Raw genomic sequence first — 15,832 nt, 5'->3', positions numbered from 1 at the left:
CGGAGCTTTGCTCAACCTTCGTCTTCTACTATTCCGCGGATCAGCTTGAACAGCTTGCGCGAGGCTGCCGGTGGCTTGTTTTCCGCAGTCTCCTTGCCGGCCTGACGCACGAGTTGCCGGAGCTGTTGACGGTCAGTTTGAGGGTACAGTGCGACAAAGGCATCCTGCTCCTCCGGTTTGCCAGTCAGCAACCGGTCACGCCAGCGTTCGAGCTGATGAAAATGTTGAGCGTGCGCCTGACTGCTACTGTCCAGCCGGTCAACGTAAGCCTGTATGGCGTCGATATCCTGATCGCGCATCAGCTTGCCGACAAAGCTCAGATGGCGTTTGAGGGCACCGCGCGCAGTATGCCGGTGGGCTTCATCCAGCGCCCTGCGTAGCTTGTCGGTGAGTTCGAGCTTGTCCAGCTGGGCTGGTTTCAGTTCAGTCAGACGCCGGCCAAGTTCCTGTAACTCATTCAGTTCGCGTTTTACCTGGCTTTTACTCTTGCCCTCGTCTTCGTCGTTCTGCTCTTCGTCGTTAAAATCTGTCATGGTGATCCCATTACGGCCTTTCGCCGGGTCTGTTCGATGCGCCATGATACCCGTTCACACTGCGGCTGTCCGGAGTACAATGGCGACCACAAAGGAGAACTTATGACTGATAACCTGCCTACCCGGAACGATGATCCGCAGGCCCTGCAAGCCGCTCTCGAGCAGCGCGTGGCCTTCATTCTGGACGAGTCGAAACGTCAGGGCGCTTCAGCCTGCGAGGTGGTCGTCAGCCACAATACCGGCCTCTCGGTCGGCGTACGCCAGGGTGAGGTGGAGAACGTCGAATTCAATCGCGACCAGGGCTTTGGTATCACGCTGTATTCGGGTCAGCGCAAGGGTTCTGCCAGCACCTCCGATACCTCCGACGATGCAATACGTTCGGCTATCGAAGCGGCGCTGGTTATCGCCCGTCACGCCTCCGAAGATCCCTATGCAGGGCTTGCTGACCCAGAACTGATGGCCAGGAATTTGCCGGATCTGGACCTCTACCATCCCTGGGAGCTCGGCGCCGAAGCGGCCATCCAGCGGGCCCTGGACAGCGAAGCTGCGGCGCTTGCACTGGACAGCCGGCTGAGCAGCGATGGTTCGCACGTCAGCAGCCACCAGGGTTGCCGGGTCTATGGCAACAGCAATGGTTTCATCGGCAGCTCGATTGGAACGCGGCACAGCGTAGCGACCTTGACCATTGCAGCGGACGCTCAGGGCATGCAGCGCGATTACTGGTATGGCGTGGACCGTATTGCAGAGCGTCTGCCAACTGCCGAGGCACTCGGCCAGAAGGCCGCCGAGCGGACGCTGGCGAGATTGGGAGCGCGCTCCATCAAGACTGCCAGGGTGCCGGTTCTGTTTGCGGCGGATCAGGCCGCCGGGCTGCTCGGGCATCTCGTTGGCGCGATTGCTGGCGGAGCGGTTTATCGTCAATCCACTTTTCTGCTGGATGCGTTAGGCCAGCCGGTATTCCCTGACTGGGTCACGATCGATGAACGCCCGCACCTGAAGCAGGCGCTGGGCAGCACCGCTTTCGACGGCGATGGCCTGGCGACGCGGGAGAAATCCTTCATTGAACGCGGTGTGCTGCAGAGCTGGATCCTGGGCACCTATTCCGGGCGCAAGCTGGGCTTGCCGAGCACCGCCAACGCTGGCGGGGTGAACAATTTGCACGTGTCCTGCAATATTCCGGGCGGTCTGGATGCTTTGCTCAAGGAAATGGGCACCGGTTTGCTGGTGACCGAACTGATGGGCCAGGGCGTGAATGGCGTGACGGGGGACTATTCCCGTGGTGCGGGTGGGTTCTGGGTCGAAGAAGGTGAGATCGCTTACGCTGTGAAGGAAGTCACTATCGCCGGCAATCTTCGCGATATGTTCGGCCAGCTGCGTTGCGTGGGTGCAGACGAAGAGCGCCGGGGCAATTACCTTACCGGCAGTTGGCTGGTCGACGGCATGACAGTGGGCGGGGAATAAGCGCGACGGCCACTACTCGCCTTCTTCAAAGTAGTTGTTGACCAGTGCCGTCAGCTCTTGCATGGCCTGGTCAGCCTGCTCGCCTTCGCAGGCGATGCAGATCTCGGTTCCCTTGCTCGCCGCCAGCATCATGACCTGCATGATGCTTTTGCCATTGACCATCTGATCCTCGCTGCAACCGATGCGGACATCGCAATCAAAACGGTTCGCTATCCCGACGAATTTGGCTGCGGCCCGTGCGTGGAGGCCTAACTTGTTGATGATCTCGAGATTGGCTTTTGGCATGTCAGGGCAAGTCACGGTGTCGTATCTGCAGGTTGGGGGTATGCGCGCTCAGCTCCCGTACCAGGCGCTCGGCAATATAGACTGAGCGGTGATGCCCGCCTGTACAGCCAATGCCGACGCTCATATAGCTGCGTTCGCCGGCAGCGTAGCGGGGCAGCCACTTTGCCAGAAAATTGTAGATATCCTGATACATCTCCTGAACGTCCGGTTCCCCTTCCAGGTAATCACAAATTTCCTTGTCCTTGCCGCAAAACGGGCGTAGCTCCGCTTTCCAGTAAGGATTGGGCAGGCAGCGCACATCGAACACCAGGTCGGCATCGACCGGTACGCCACGTTTGAATCCGAACGATTGGATCAGCACGGAGGGGGCGTTGCCCTCGCTGCTGAGTAAACGCTGTTTCAGCAGATCACGCAGTTGGTACAGAGTCAGATGGCTGGTGTCGATCTTGAGATTGGCCAGATCAATGATTGGTTCGAGCAAGCGCAGTTCTGCCGCAATGGCTTCACCCAGCGATTTGCTTTCATCCGTCAGCGGGTGCTTGCGGCGCGTTTCCGAGAAGCGCTTGATAAGCACTTCGTCCGTAGCCGCGAGAAACAGCACGTCACAGCGAATTCCGGTATCGCGGACTCGTTGCAGCAGTTCGGGGAAGCGCTCGAGGTCACTCGCCAGGTTACGCGCATCAATACTGATCGCTACCTTCGGCAGGTGTTGGTCGGTGTCGTTGGCCTGTCTGGCCAGCTCGGGTAGCAGCCCGGCGGGCAGGTTGTCGATGCAGTAGAAACCGTTGTCTTCCAACAGATGCAGTGCGGTACTTTTGCCGGAGCCGGATCGGCCACTGACCACAACCAGGCGCATGGATCTTTAACTCCCTTCGTCGGTGCCGATCATCACTTCATAGAGTGTCTGGGCATCAGGTGATTGTCGCAGGGCTTCTCGCAGCGCTTGCTGGTCGAGCTTTTCAGCAAGCATTTTGAGTATCTGCAGATGTTCTTCGGTCGCTTCCTGAGGCACCAGCAGCACAAAGATGAGATCTACCGGTTCGCCATCCAGGGCGTCGAAATCAATCTTGCTGTCGAGCTGTAAAAGTGAGCCTATCGCCTGGGTACACCCAGGCATGCGGCAATGAGGGATGGCAATGCCATGTCCGAATCCGGTCGAGCCGAGTTTCTCCCGGGCAACCAGGCTTTCGAAAATCGCGTCGGGATCCAGGTTGGTGTGCTGAGAGATCAATTTGCCGATCAGCTCCAGCACACGTTTCTTGGATGCCCCCTGCACACCTGCAAAGGTGCGCTCGGGGGTCAGGATATGGTCTATTTGCATGGTCACGCGGCGTTGATGGCCTTAGCGGTCGTTGGCGCCCTGTAGGCGGTTGAGGTTCTTTTCCTTGTATTTGATCAGCTGGCGATCAAGCTTGTCGATCAGCATGTCAATTGCCGCATACATATCAGTGTGTTCTGCGTTTGCGACGACTTCCCCCCCGGAGACATGGAGAATGGCTTCGGCTTTCTGACGCAGCTTTTCAACTTCAAGGATGACTTGGACGTTGGTGATCTTGTCGAAATGCCGCTCGATGCGTGCCATTTTTTCAGTGACGTAATCACGCAATCCGTCAGTGAGCTCGAGTTGGTGACCGCTGATATTGAGTTGCATACGGCTTCTCCTGATTGGCTTTATGTTACTGGGTGAACCCGATCACCCGGTGGTGCCACCTTGATTCCTTGTACTGTCAAACCAGTCGTTTGCGTTCGCTCGATGGAGCGATGTTGAGTGATTCCCGATACTTGGCAATAGTTCGGCGGGCCACGTGAATGCCCTGTTCCTCCAGTAAACCAGCGATCTTGCTGTCGCTCAATGGTTTCTTCGGGTTTTCAGCCGCAACCAGTTTTCTGATCAAGGCGCGGATGGCGGTTGAGGAGAATTCACCGCCCTCACTGGTGCTTACGTGGCTCGAGAAAAAGTACTTGAGTTCGAAGATTCCGCGCGGGGTGTGCATGAATTTCTGTGTGGTGACGCGGGAAATGGTCGATTCATGCATGCCGACTGCTTCGGCAATATCATGCAACACGAGTGGCTTCATCGCCTCTTCGCCGTGCTCGAGAAAACCGCGCTGGTGCTCGACAATTTGCGTAGCAACTTTCATCAGCGTCTCGTTGCGGCTCTGTAGGCTCTTGATGAACCAGCGCGCTTCCTGCAGATGATTGCGCAGGTAGGTATTGTCGTTGCTGGTATCGGCGCGGCGTACCATGGAGGCGTAGGTATTGTTGACCCGCACCTTGGGTACCGATTCCTGGTTCAGCTCGACCACCCAGCGATTGCTGTCACGGCGGACAATCACATCCGGAATAACGTATTCGGCATCGCCGGAGGCAATCTCCGAGCCGGGCCTGGGGTTCAGCGTCTGGATCAGGGCAATGGCATCGCGCAGCTGGTCTTCCTTGAGCTTGGAACGCCGCATCAGCTGGGAGAAGTCGCGGTTTCCGAGCAGCTCCAGATGGTTGTCGACTACCCGTCGGGCCTGCTCGAGCATCGGTGTATCCGCTGGTAGCTGGCGTAGTTGCAGCAGCAGGCATTCACGCAGATCCCGGGCGGCCACGCCCACCGGCTCGAACTGCTGGAGCCTGTGCAGAACCATTTCGACTTCGTCGAGATCCGCTTCCAGCTCCGGGTCGAGGGAGGAGAGAATGTCTTCCAGTGACTCCTGCAGATAGCCGTCGGCGTTGATCCCATCAATCAGCGCTACGGCGATCTGGTAATCCGTTTCGGACATCGGAACCAGGTTCAGCTGCCATTCAAGGTGGCTCTGCAGGGTTTCGCCGGTGCCGGTGCGCGATGTGAAGTCCCAGTCTTCGTCATCGTTGCTGGGCAACGAGCTAGCCGAGGTCTGGTAGACGTCTTCCCACTGAGTGTCGACCGGCAGTTCGTTGGGTATCTGCTCATTCCAGCTGCCTTCTTCCTGCGCCTGGCCGTGTTGTTCGATGGCATCAAGGGCGACGGGTTCGGGCATGGTGACCGCCGGGGCGTCATCGTTATCGGATGCGTTGTTGCCGGCATCGCCAGAAAAATCGTCATCGCCATCATCCGCCATTTCAAGCAACGGATTGGCTTCGAGCGCCTCCTGAACCTCCTGTTGCAGATCCAGGCTGGAAAGTTGAAGCAAACGGATGGCCTGCTGCAGCTGGGGCGTCATGGTCAGCTGCTGCCCCATCTTGAGGACGAGCGTTGGTTTCATTTTCCGTTGAACTACCTTGTGCGCTGAATCAGAACCGTGGGAGCGCCGCGTGGCGCTTTGCCTTTAAGATCATGCCTGAAGCCAAGCGGCTTTTATAGACGGAAGGCGTGACCGAGGTAGACGTCCCTCACCAATTGATTGGATAACACGGTTTCCGCGTCTCCTTCGGCAATGATGTGTCCGTCATTTACAATGTAAGCCTTGTCGCAAATATCCAGGGTTTCGCGCACGTTGTGATCGGTAATGAGTACGCCGATGTCCTTGTCCTTGAGATGCTGGATAATCTGCTTGATGTCATTGACCGATATGGGGTCCACGCCGGCAAAAGGCTCATCGAGCAAGATGAAGCGGGGCTCAGTGGCCAACGCGCGGGCGATTTCTGCTCGTCTGCGCTCACCGCCGGACAGGCTCATGCCCTTGCTGTCTTTCAGGTGATGGATATGGAATTCGCGCAGCAGGGATTCGAGTTTGCCCTCGCGGCCCTTGCGATTAAGGTCCTTGCGGGTCTCGAGAATTGCCATGATGTTCTCGCCAACAGTCAGCTTGCGGAAGATTGACGCTTCCTGCGGCAGATAACCAATGCCCTGACGGGCGCGGCCATGCATGGGCAGACCGGTCACATCCACGCCGTTGATCTGGATCTTGCCCTCATCGGCTTTGACCAGCCCCACGATCATGTAGAAACAGGTCGTTTTGCCTGCGCCGTTAGGCCCCAGCAGACCCACGACTTCGCCGCTGGTAATCGACAGGGAGACATCCCGCACCACTTTGCGCGATTTGTAGGCTTTGGCCAGATGGTGCGCCTGTAGCTTAATCATTGCTGGCCGGCTCCGGCTCGGGCGTACGATTGCGCGGCTGGATCACCATCTCGATGCGGCCGGGCTGTTCGGCGTTTTCGCCGGGGCGCCCGGCATCAACGACTTCCTCCGCAACGTTATAGGTGACGTACTCGCCTTCAAATGTGTTGCCGTCCTGGTCCAGGTGGGCATTGGTGATCAGGACCACCCGTTCCTCGGCCGCATAGTATTCAATGGTCCGCCCGCGTGCATTGACCGGGCCCTTGCCCGGGTTTGGCGTCTGCCTGAATGTCGCGGGGTTGCCCACGCTGACGATCTTGCGGACTTCGCCCTCGGCGTCAGTGGTCAGCGTCACTTCGTTACCCGTCAGGCGCATGCTGCCCTGGGTCACGATGACGTCACCGGTATACACAGCGATGTTTCGCCGGTCATCGAGGTTGGCCGTATTGGCTTGAATGCGGATGGGCTGGCTGCTGTCTTCAGGAAGGGCGATTGCCTGAAAACAGGGGCCGAGCAACAGGGCAACAAGCGCCAGGGATTTAACGCACCTCATGTAGGCCTCGTACGTTGGACAGCAGCTGCATGCGGCCGTCTTGGAAATAGACATGCATGCCAGTGGCGGTAGTGACGCCGCTGGCTGCTTCGATTCTAACGTCCTGATCGGTCTCGGCGTAATCCCTCGCGGGAAATACCGTCAGTGCCGACGTGGTCATTTGCGATACCGGCTCATCGGGTATTTCCTGCTTGAGCAAGACATCATCGTTCAGCTGCACCCGGTCACCGCCTTCGGTGATCCACCCGGTTTGCGATGTCACTAACCAGGGCTGTTGTTCGTCTGCACGGAAATACAGCAGATTCGGCGCTTCCAGTCGGGTGCTGTCCTCGGTGGCAAGGTGCGTAGCGCGCCGGCTGGTCAGCTCGTAGCGCACCGTGCCATCGGGATTGAGCATAGTGATCTGGCTGTTTTCCATGAAGAAATCAGGCTGCGTCGGATCATCCACCAGCACCGTTTCAGTGAAGCTGCCGGGTCGGATGTTCCAGTAGCCCATCGCCAATGCGATCGCCAGCGCCAGGCCGACGATGGCACCCACTACCAGGTAGCGAGGCGGATTGAAACTCACAGGTAAGCAGCCTGCGCGGCGTCAAGCGTGCCCTGGGCGCGCATGATCAGTTCGCAGAATTCGCGTGCAGCGCCCATCCCGCCAGCATTGTGCGTTACGCCGTGGGCATGCTCGCGCACAAAAGGGTCAGCGCTGGCAACGGCCATGCCTAGCCCGACCTGACGCATGACCGGCAGATCCGGGAGGTCGTCCCCAAGGAACGCGATCTGTTGATCCTTGAAATTGACCCGCTGGCGAAGCTCCTCCAGCGCGTTGAGTTTGTCTTCGCGGCCCTGAATCAGGTGTTGGATGCCCAGGTTGGCGGCACGCTTTTCGACCAGGGGAGAGTTGCGTCCGCTGATGATTGCGGTCTCGACACCCGAGGCGATGAGCATCTTGATGCCGTGACCGTCCAGCGTGTTGAAGGACTTGAACTCGGTGCCGTCCGGCATGAAATAGAGCCGTCCGTCAGTCAGTACGCCGTCGACATCAAAGATCGCCAGGCGTATGGCCTGGGCCCGTTCAAACAGGTGCATTTCATTGGACTGGTTCATACTACTCCTGCGCGTAACAAGTCATGCATGTTCAGGGCGCCAACCGGTTTGCCGGCGTCGTCGACCACGAACAGGCCGTTTATCTTGGCGTCCTCCATTACCTTCAACGCCTCGGCAGCCAGCGCACCCTGCGCCACGGTTTTGGCCCGTGGGGTCATGACGCTGGCGATGCTGGCGCTATGGATGTCGACGCTGTGATCGAGTGTGCGACGCAGATCGCCGTCGGTGAATATGCCAATCAGCGAGCCACTTTCATCGGCAACGCCGGTCAGGCCGAGCCCTTTGCGGGTCATTTCCAGGAGCGCATCGCGCAGGCGTGTATCGGGCGTGACCATCGGCATACGCTCGCCAGCGTGCATGATGTCATCGACCAGGAGCAACAGGCGTCTTCCGAGTGCGCCGCCGGGATGGGAAAAAGCGAAATCCTCTGCACTGAAGCCGCGGGCCTCCAGCATGGCAATAGCCAGGGCATCGCCCATTACCAGCGCAGTGGTGGTGCTTGAGGTGGGTGCCAGATTCAGCGGGCAGGCCTCCATCTCCACACCGGTGTGCAGGTTGGCCACGGCGGCCCGCGCCAGTGTGGAATCCGGATTTCCGGTAATGCTGATCATCGGCACGCCAAGGCGCTTGATCAGGGGCAACAGGGTAACCAGTTCGGCGGTGTTGCCTGAATTCGACAGGGCAATGACCACGTCCTCGCGGGTGATCATCCCCATATCGCCATGGCTGGCTTCGCCGGGGTGCACGAAGAAAGCCGGCGAGCCGGTACTGGCAAGGGTCGCGGCCATCTTGCGCCCGATGTGGCCGGATTTGCCCATACCTGTGACGACTATGCGCGCCTTGCAGTCCAACAGGGTCTGACAGGCGCGGCTAAAGTGCTGGTCCAGTCGGGCCAGGAGGCTGTCAACGGCGTCGCGCTCCATGCTGATGGTGCGCTGTGCTGAGGCGATGAAATCGAATTCGGACATGGGATATGCGTCTTGGTGTGGTCAGGCCGCGAGTATAACGTCTTGTTTCGCCCAACTCACCCCGGGTCGAAGCCGGTTTTCGGGTAACGCTGCATTATCCGGCGCGCAACGAACAACCACGCCGCAATCGCCGGAAATCAAACGTCAATCGGCTCTGATTTCGCGCAGCTTGGGGCGAGCCGGTTGAACTGGTATATTAGCGCGTTCATTTTTGCCGCAGCTTCGCGGCACCCAAGGATCAGGTTTGTTCATATGGCCGTATCGCCGGACCACATCGTTGATATGCAAAAGGTTTCCTTCTCGCGAGGAGAACGCCTGATCTTTGATAACGTCGACATTCGTATTCCCCGGGGCAAAGTCACCGGGATCATGGGGCCATCCGGTTGCGGCAAGACCACGCTGTTGCGCCTGATCGGCGCCCAGCTACGTCCGGACAGCGGTTCCATCATGGTCAATGATCAGGATATCCCCAGGTTGGGCCGCAGCGAGCTGTTCGAGGCGCGCCAGCAGATGGGCATGTTGTTTCAGAGTGGCGCGCTGTTTACCGATCTCAGCGTGTTCGAGAATGTCGCCTTCCCGCTGCGCGTTCATACCGATCTGCCGGAAGAAATGGTGCGCGATATCGTCTTGCTCAAGCTTCAGGCGGTAGGGCTGCGTGGCGCTTATCAGCTGATGCCTGACGAGTTGTCCGGCGGCATGCAGCGCCGCGTCGCATTGGCTCGGGCTATCGCGCTGGACCCCCAGTTGATGATGTACGACGAGCCATTCGTAGGGCAGGACCCGATTTCGATGGGCGTATTGGTTCGTCTGATCAGGCTGTTGAATGATGCGTTGGGGCTCTCGAGCATTGTCGTTTCGCATGATCTGGCCGAGACCGCCGGCATTGCCGACTATTTATATGTGGTAGGTGACGGTCAGGTGCTTGGGCACGGCAAGCCCGAGGATCTGATGAACTCGGATAATCCACGTATCCGCCAGTTCATGCAGGGCGAGCCGGACGGTCCGGTCCCCTTCCATTATCCGGCGAATGGCTACGTCGATGATCTATTGGGCAGGGAGAGCCGATGAAAGCTTCGATGACTGACCGGGTTGCGCTATTGGGACGGTCTGGCCTGGATATTGTCGCCGCGCTGGGACGCTCCGGGATTTTCCTGTTTCAGGCGCTGGCGGGTAGGTCACGGTTTGGTAACGCGTTCGGTCTGCTGGTGCGCCAGTTGTATTCGGTCGGCGTACTGTCGATGGTCATCATCGTGGTGTCCGGGCTGTTCATCGGCATGGTGCTGGCGCTGCAGGGCTATAACATTCTGTCCGGCTACGGCTCGGAACAAGCGGTCGGCCAGATGGTCGCGCTGACCCTGCTGCGTGAGCTGGGGCCGGTGGTCACCGCGCTGCTGTTTGCGGGTCGCGCCGGTTCGGCCCTGACTGCAGAAATCGGCTTGATGAAGGCCACCGAGCAGTTGTCCAGCCTGGAAATGATCGGCGTTGATCCTCTCAAATACGTGATCGCGCCGCGGCTCTGGGCCGGATTTATTTCCATGCCCTTACTGGCAATGATTTTCTGCGTGGTGGGAATCTGGGGCGGCGCAATGGTCGCGGTCGACTGGCTCGGCGTATACTCCGGCTCCTATTGGTCGAATATGCAGAACGCCGTCCAGTTTGGTGACGATGTACTCAACGGACTGATCAAGGCCCTGGTGTTCGCCTTCGTGGTGACCTGGATTGCAGTATTCCAGGGCTATGATTGCGACCCGACTTCCGAAGGCATCAGCCGGGCGACCACCCGCACTGTCGTCTACGCGTCTCTGGCCGTTCTGAGCCTGGACTTCATTCTTACCGCTTTGATGTTTTGATTACCCAAGGAAACCCAAGATGCGTATGCGTACTCTGGAACTGACAGTTGGCGTGTTCATTCTCGCCGGATTGCTGGCTCTCGCGGTTCTTGCCGTGCGGGTCAGTGGCCTGTCGACGAATGCGACCGGGGATGTCTATAAGGTCTACGCCCATTTCGACAACGTGTCGGGACTGACCACCCGCGCCCGCGTCACCATGGCGGGTGTAACTATCGGCCAGGTGACCGATATCCAGTTCGACAAGAACCGCTACACCGGCCGCGTGGAAATGGCGATATTTGACGATGTGGATACTTTGCCGTCGGACAGTGCCGCCTCGATTGTTACCGCAGGTCTGCTTGGTGAGAAGTACATCGGAATTTCAGTCGGTGGGGATGACATGATGCTCGCCGACGGTGATGAAATCTATGACACTCAGTCAGCCCTGGTGCTTGAAGAGTTGATCGGGCGCTTCCTGCTCAATACCGTCAGCAGCAGCGACGAATAACCGGAGAGAAAAATGCGAAATGTAATCAAGCTGGCCCTGATGCTGGCTCTGTCTGTCCCCCTGTTTGCGCACGCGGCTTCCGCTACCCCGCAGCAAGTGGTGGAAGATACGTCAAACCGTGTGATGGACGTGCTCGATTCCAACCGGGAGCTGTACAAAAAGGATTCTGAAGCCTTCCTGGAAGGTCTCAGCGAAGTGCTGGACCCTGTGGTGGACTACGAAGGCATCGCACGCAGCGTCATGACAGTGCGTTTCAGCCGTGACGCCAGCCCGGAACAGATCCAGCGGTTCATCGAGACCTTCAAGCGAAGCATGGTGCAGTTCTACGGCAACGCTCTGCTGGAATTCGATAGCGGCAAGATCAAGGTTCTGCCGCCGCGTAGTCGCGACCAGCAGCGTGATGATCGCGCCAGCGTCAATATGGAAATCCAGACCGCCAACGGGACGATTTACCCGGCCACTTACACCATGGTCAACAAGGATGGTCAGTGGATGGTGCGTAACGTGATTGTCGAAGGCATCAACATTGGTTTGCTGTTCCGCGACCAGTTCGCCCAGGCCATGCAGGCGCATGGCAACGATCTGGACAAGGTTATCGACAACTGGGGCGGGGTGGTTGCCCAGTCCCGCGAGAAGGTCGAAGAAGGTGTCGAGCAGTGAGTGCACGCGTCGTCAGCGATGATGGCAGCAGGATAAAAATTGAAGGCGAGCTCGATTTCGTCACGGCGGTATCCGTACGCTCCGAGCTCGAAAGAGCGATAGGTAAGGCCGGGGATGACGTCCTCCTGGACTTGTCCGGTGTCAGCCGGGCGAACAGTGTTGGTCTGTCACTTATTCTGGTCGCTGCCCGTAAACAGACCGAAAAGGGTGGCAATCTACGCCTGACCGAGGTCCCGCAGGCACTGCGGAGCATTGCCACCGTATGTCAGCTTGATGAGTGGCTGGCGTCGGTGACCGAGTCACCCCAGGCCAGCTGAACCGCACCGAAACGCCACAGGAGAGAACCTCATGCATGCACATGACGTGAAGAAGATGCTCGAAGAGCAATTGCCGGGAGCCCAGGTGGAAGTGGAAGGCGAAGGCTGCAATTTTCAGCTTAACGTCATCAGTGACGAACTGGCGGCGCTGCCACCGGTCAAGCGCCAGCAACAGGTCTATGCGCTGCTCAATCAGCCGATAACCGACGGCAGCATACATGCCGTGACAATGAAATTTTTTACCCGTGAAACCTGGGCAAGCCGTTCCTGAGAAAAGGCCCCGACTAAAGAGACCCGCATGGACAAACTGATCATCACCGGCGGCGACAGCCTCGACGGCGAAATCCGCATTTCCGGGGCCAAGAATTCGGCCCTGCCGATTCTGGCCGCCACCCTGCTGGCTGATGAGCCGGTTACTATCTGCAACCTGCCGCACCTGCACGACATTACCACCATGATCGAGCTGTTCGGCCGGATGGGTGTCGAGCCCGTGGTCGACGAGCGGCTCAATGTTGAAGTCGATCCGACTCGCATCACCACCCTGGTTGCGCCCTATGAGCTGGTCAAGACGATGCGCGCATCGATCCTGGTGCTTGGGCCGATGCTGGCACATTTCGGCCAGGCTGAAGTGGCGTTGCCGGGCGGTTGTGCTATCGGTACGCGTCCTGTCGATCTGCATATCCGTGGCCTGGAAGCCATGGGTGCGGAGATCACCGTGGATGGCGGTTACATCAAGGCCAGGACGCCTCCGGGCGGTCTGCGCGGTGCGCATTTCTTCTTCGATACCGTGAGTGTGACCGGTACTGAAAACGTACTGATGGCAGCGACCCTGGCCAAGGGGCGCACGGTGCTGGAAAACGCCGCCCGTGAACCGGAGGTCATCGATCTGGCTGAATGCCTGATCGCCATGGGCGCGAATATTACTGGTCATGGCACGGCAACGATTGTTATTGAAGGCGTCGAGCGGCTGCACGCTGCGCGCTACTCGGTCATGCCGGACCGGATCGAGACCGGTACCTATCTGGTCGCCGCTGCCGCCACCCGGGGCCGCGTCAAGCTCAAGGATACCGACCCATCCATCCTGGAAGCGGTACTGCTCAAACTGGAAGAGGCTGGTGCCTTGATCGATACCGGCAAGAACTGGATCAGCCTGGATATGAAGGGCAACCGGCCCAAGGCGATCAATCTGCGCACGGCGCCGTACCCGGCGTTCCCGACCGATATGCAAGCTCAGTTTATAGCCATGAATGCGGTGGCCGAAGGCACCGGGACTGTCGTTGAAACGGTTTTCGAGAACCGTTTCATGCACGTTCAGGAAATGAACCGCATGGGCGCCAACATCCTGATTGAAGGCAACACGGCGATCGTAAGCGGAGTCGAGCGGCTCAAGGGTGCGCCAGTCATGGCTACCGACCTGCGCGCCTCGGCAAGTCTGGTGATTGCCGGTCTGGTTGCCGATGGCGAGACGCTGGTCGATCGCATCTATCACATCGATCGCGGATACGAATGCATCGAGGAAAAGTTGCAAACGCTGGGGGCCTGCATTCGTCGGGTGCCCGCTTGAGGGAGCAGTAATGAGCCAGAGTCTGACAATTGCCCTGTCCAAGGGCCGTATCCTGGACGACACGCTGCCGCTGCTGAAGCTCGCCGGCATCGAACCGATCGAGGATCTGGAGAAAAGCCGCAAACTGATCTTTCCCACCAGCGATCCGGATGTGCGTTTGTTGATCGTGCGCGCCACCGATGTGCCGACTTACGTCGAACTCGGCGCTGCCGATCTGGGCGTGGCGGGCAAGGATGTGCTGATGGAGTACGACAGCCAGGGCCTGTATGAGCCGCTGGATCTGAAAATCGCCAATTGCCGGCTGATGACCGCAGGCCCGGTAAACACACCCGAGCCCAAGGGCCGGCTGCGCGTGGCCACCAAGTTCGTCAATGTTGCGCGACGCTATTATGCGGAGCAGGGGCGTCAGGTGGAGGTGATCAAGCTCTACGGTTCGATGGAGTTGGCGCCATTGGTGGGGCTGGCCGACAAGATCATCGATGTGGTCGACACCGGCAATACGTTGCGCGCCAACGGGTTGGAACCGCAGGAGCTGATCTGCCATATCAGCTCGCGACTGATCGTCAACAAGGCTGCGATGAAGATGAAGCACGCCCGCATCAAGGCGCTGATCGATGTGCTCGGCGATGCTGTGGAGCGTCGCAGTGAAACCGAATAACCTGTCCTTCTTTCAACAAAGGTAGCTATCCCATGAACACGCCATTGAAAATCGCCCGTCTCGACGCCGACCAGGTCGATTTCAATCAGCATCTGGATGCGCTGCTGGCGTGGGAAGGCGTGTCTGATCGGGCGGTAAACCAGCGCGTCGAGGAGATCATCGAGGCCGTACGCCAGCGTGGCGACGCCGCACTGGTCGAATATACGGCGCGCTTCGACGGTCTCGACGTCGCGAACATGGCTGAGTTGATTCTCGGCCGTGAACGCCTTGAGGTCGCCCTTGAACGTATCACGCCCGAACAGCGCACCGCCCTGGAAGTGGCTGCCGAGCGCGTGCGCGTCTATCACGAACATCAGCGTCAGGCGTCCTGGCGCTACACTGAAGCTGACGGCACGGTGCTGGGCCAGCAGATCACTGCACTTGATCGGGCCGGGCTCTACGTTCCCGGGGGCAAGGCCTCCTATCCGTCCTCGGTGCTGATGAACGCCATACCTGCCAAGGTCGCTGGCGTACCTGAAGTGGTCATGGTGGTGCCTACCCCACGCGGCGAAATCAACGAGCTGGTATTGGCTGCCGCCTGCCTGGCCGGTGTCGATCGCGTGATTACCATCGGTGGCGCCCAGGCAGTCGCTGCGCTGGCCTACGGCACCGAAAGTGTCCCGCGCGTAGACAAGATTGTCGGGCCGGGAAATATCTATGTCGCCACCGCCAAGCGTGCAGTGTTCGGTCAGGTCGGTATCGACATGATTGCCGGACCTTCGGAGATCCTGGTGATCTGCGACGGCCAGACAGATCCGGACTGGATCGCCATGGATCTGTTCTCGCAGGCTGAGCATGACGAGAATGCCCAGTCGATTCTGTTGTCGCCGGATGCCGCGTTTCTCGACGCGGTACAGGCCAGTCTCGACAAGCTGCTGTCCAGTCTGGAGCGCTCCGATATGGTGCGCGTGTCGATCGAAACCCGCGGCGCGCTGATCAAGGTAGCCAGTCTGGAACAGGCGATCGAAGTATCCAATCGTATCGCGCCCGAGCACCTGGAGTTGTCTGTAGCGGACCCCGATGCGCTGCTACCGCAGATCCGCCATGCCGGCGCCATCTTTATGGGCCGCTTCACGCCTGAAGCATTGGGTGATTACTGCGCGGGTCCCAATCACGTGTTGCCAACATCCGGTACCGCGCGGTTCTCCTCGCCGCTTGGCGTCTATGACTTCCAGAAACGTTCGTCGGTGATCTTTTGCTCACCCGAGGGCGCCTCCGAGCTGGCAAAAACCGCATCTGTGCTGGCGCGGGGCGAAAGCCTGACGGCGCATGCGCGCAGTGCGGAATACCGAATAAAAGATTAATGGCCGAAGCTGACCATCGGCTGGG

General features: G+C 58.9%; 21 protein-coding genes. 10 read left to right on the top strand and 11 right to left on the bottom strand.

The genetic code is table 11. The annotated features are described in order from the left end of the window. Nucleotides 1-11: 11 nt before the first annotated feature. On the bottom strand, nucleotides 12-533 hold the full coding sequence (yjgA, locus tag FZE95_RS16110) for a ribosome biogenesis factor YjgA (protein WP_150301900.1): 522 nt from the start codon (nucleotides 531-533) through the stop codon (nucleotides 12-14). A gap of 102 nt (nucleotides 534-635) precedes the next feature. Between yjgA and pmbA the strand changes: the two genes are divergently transcribed. Continuing rightward, a complete protein-coding gene (pmbA, locus tag FZE95_RS16105) occupies nucleotides 636-1,994 on the top strand; it encodes a metalloprotease PmbA (protein ID WP_150301899.1) in 1,359 nt (452 codons plus the stop codon). 12 nt (nucleotides 1,995-2,006) lie between these two features. On the opposite strand, the gene FZE95_RS16100 is transcribed toward pmbA, so the two are convergent. From FZE95_RS16100 to FZE95_RS16055, 10 genes are all read right to left on the bottom strand, one after another. After that, the gene (locus tag FZE95_RS16100) at nucleotides 2,007-2,279 is read right to left on the bottom strand and encodes an HPr family phosphocarrier protein (RefSeq protein WP_150301898.1); all 273 of its coding nucleotides are present in this window, start codon (nucleotides 2,277-2,279) and stop codon (nucleotides 2,007-2,009) included. Between the two features lies 1 nt (nucleotide 2,280). Then, on the bottom strand, nucleotides 2,281-3,135 hold the full coding sequence (gene rapZ, locus FZE95_RS16095) for an RNase adapter RapZ (RefSeq protein ID WP_150301897.1): 855 nt from the start codon (nucleotides 3,133-3,135) through the stop codon (nucleotides 2,281-2,283). 6 nt (nucleotides 3,136-3,141) lie between these two features. Beyond that, on the bottom strand, nucleotides 3,142-3,600 hold the full coding sequence (gene ptsN, locus FZE95_RS16090; RefSeq protein WP_150301896.1) for a PTS IIA-like nitrogen regulatory protein PtsN: 459 nt from the start codon (nucleotides 3,598-3,600) through the stop codon (nucleotides 3,142-3,144). A gap of 21 nt (nucleotides 3,601-3,621) precedes the next feature. Beyond that, the gene (gene hpf, locus FZE95_RS16085) at nucleotides 3,622-3,930 is read right to left on the bottom strand and encodes a ribosome hibernation-promoting factor, HPF/YfiA family (RefSeq protein ID WP_150301895.1); all 309 of its coding nucleotides are present in this window, start codon (nucleotides 3,928-3,930) and stop codon (nucleotides 3,622-3,624) included. A gap of 76 nt (nucleotides 3,931-4,006) precedes the next feature. Next, nucleotides 4,007-5,509, bottom strand: a complete 1,503-nt coding sequence (locus FZE95_RS16080; RefSeq protein ID WP_150301894.1) for an RNA polymerase factor sigma-54 — start codon at nucleotides 5,507-5,509, stop codon at nucleotides 4,007-4,009. Nucleotides 5,510-5,601: 92 nt separating this feature from the next. Beyond that, nucleotides 5,602-6,327 carry an LPS export ABC transporter ATP-binding protein gene (lptB, locus tag FZE95_RS16075; protein WP_150301893.1) on the bottom strand — a complete coding sequence of 242 codons (726 nt, stop codon included), beginning with the start codon at nucleotides 6,325-6,327 and terminating at the stop codon, nucleotides 5,602-5,604. After that, nucleotides 6,320-6,859 (bottom strand): lipopolysaccharide transport periplasmic protein LptA, encoded by a 540-nt coding sequence (gene lptA, locus FZE95_RS16070; RefSeq protein ID WP_150301892.1) that lies wholly within the window; start codon nucleotides 6,857-6,859, stop codon nucleotides 6,320-6,322. The genes lptB and lptA overlap by 8 nt, the downstream gene beginning before the upstream one ends. Next, nucleotides 6,846-7,427 carry an LPS export ABC transporter periplasmic protein LptC gene (gene lptC, locus FZE95_RS16065; RefSeq protein ID WP_150301891.1) on the bottom strand — a complete coding sequence of 194 codons (582 nt, stop codon included), beginning with the start codon at nucleotides 7,425-7,427 and terminating at the stop codon, nucleotides 6,846-6,848. The genes lptA and lptC overlap by 14 nt, the downstream gene beginning before the upstream one ends. Further along, entirely contained in the window at nucleotides 7,424-7,960 is a 537-nt protein-coding gene (locus FZE95_RS16060) for a KdsC family phosphatase (RefSeq protein ID WP_223825096.1), read from the bottom strand. The genes lptC and FZE95_RS16060 overlap by 4 nt, the downstream gene beginning before the upstream one ends. Beyond that, nucleotides 7,957-8,928, bottom strand: coding sequence for a KpsF/GutQ family sugar-phosphate isomerase (locus FZE95_RS16055; protein ID WP_150301890.1), 972 nt, complete (start codon nucleotides 8,926-8,928; stop codon nucleotides 7,957-7,959). Before FZE95_RS16055 ends, FZE95_RS16060 begins: the two co-directional genes overlap by 4 nt. A 252-nt stretch (nucleotides 8,929-9,180) precedes the next feature. On the opposite strand from FZE95_RS16055, the gene FZE95_RS16050 reads away from it, so the two are divergent. The 9 genes from FZE95_RS16050 to hisD are packed head-to-tail and all read left to right on the top strand — an operon-like array spanning nucleotide 9,181 to nucleotide 15,807. Beyond that, a complete protein-coding gene (locus FZE95_RS16050; RefSeq protein ID WP_150301889.1) occupies nucleotides 9,181-9,996 on the top strand; it encodes an ATP-binding cassette domain-containing protein in 816 nt (271 codons plus the stop codon). Beyond that, the gene (mlaE, locus tag FZE95_RS16045; RefSeq protein ID WP_150301888.1) at nucleotides 9,993-10,778 is read left to right on the top strand and encodes a lipid asymmetry maintenance ABC transporter permease subunit MlaE; all 786 of its coding nucleotides are present in this window, start codon (nucleotides 9,993-9,995) and stop codon (nucleotides 10,776-10,778) included. Before FZE95_RS16050 ends, mlaE begins: the two co-directional genes overlap by 4 nt. A 19-nt stretch (nucleotides 10,779-10,797) precedes the next feature. Then, complete coding sequence (mlaD, locus tag FZE95_RS16040; RefSeq protein WP_150301887.1) at nucleotides 10,798-11,265, top strand: outer membrane lipid asymmetry maintenance protein MlaD; 468 nt, start codon at nucleotides 10,798-10,800, stop codon at nucleotides 11,263-11,265. Between the two features lie 12 nt (nucleotides 11,266-11,277). Next, nucleotides 11,278-11,925, top strand: a complete 648-nt coding sequence (locus FZE95_RS16035; RefSeq protein ID WP_150301886.1) for an MlaC/ttg2D family ABC transporter substrate-binding protein — start codon at nucleotides 11,278-11,280, stop codon at nucleotides 11,923-11,925. Then, entirely contained in the window at nucleotides 11,922-12,242 is a 321-nt protein-coding gene (locus FZE95_RS16030; RefSeq protein ID WP_190324588.1) for an STAS domain-containing protein, read from the top strand. The genes FZE95_RS16035 and FZE95_RS16030 overlap by 4 nt, the downstream gene beginning before the upstream one ends. A 31-nt stretch (nucleotides 12,243-12,273) precedes the next feature. Further along, on the top strand, nucleotides 12,274-12,513 hold the full coding sequence (locus FZE95_RS16025) for a BolA family protein (protein WP_150301884.1): 240 nt from the start codon (nucleotides 12,274-12,276) through the stop codon (nucleotides 12,511-12,513). Between the two features lie 27 nt (nucleotides 12,514-12,540). After that, the gene (gene murA / locus FZE95_RS16020) at nucleotides 12,541-13,806 is read left to right on the top strand and encodes a UDP-N-acetylglucosamine 1-carboxyvinyltransferase (protein ID WP_150301883.1); all 1,266 of its coding nucleotides are present in this window, start codon (nucleotides 12,541-12,543) and stop codon (nucleotides 13,804-13,806) included. A 10-nt stretch (nucleotides 13,807-13,816) separates the two neighbouring features. After that, nucleotides 13,817-14,464, top strand: coding sequence for an ATP phosphoribosyltransferase (hisG, locus tag FZE95_RS16015; protein WP_150301882.1), 648 nt, complete (start codon nucleotides 13,817-13,819; stop codon nucleotides 14,462-14,464). 32 nt (nucleotides 14,465-14,496) lie between these two features. Next, nucleotides 14,497-15,807, top strand: a complete 1,311-nt coding sequence (hisD, locus tag FZE95_RS16010) for a histidinol dehydrogenase (protein WP_150301881.1) — start codon at nucleotides 14,497-14,499, stop codon at nucleotides 15,805-15,807. Nucleotides 15,808-15,832: the final 25 nt, after the last annotated feature.

Origin of the sequence: Pseudomonas profundi, from assembly GCF_008638305.1 — a bacterium.
In the GTDB taxonomy this organism is placed as follows: Bacteria; Pseudomonadota; Gammaproteobacteria; order Pseudomonadales; family Pseudomonadaceae; genus Halopseudomonas; species Halopseudomonas profundi.
The sequence above is the reverse complement of the archived record's forward strand: the minus strand, read 5'-3'. Positions and strand labels throughout refer to the sequence as shown.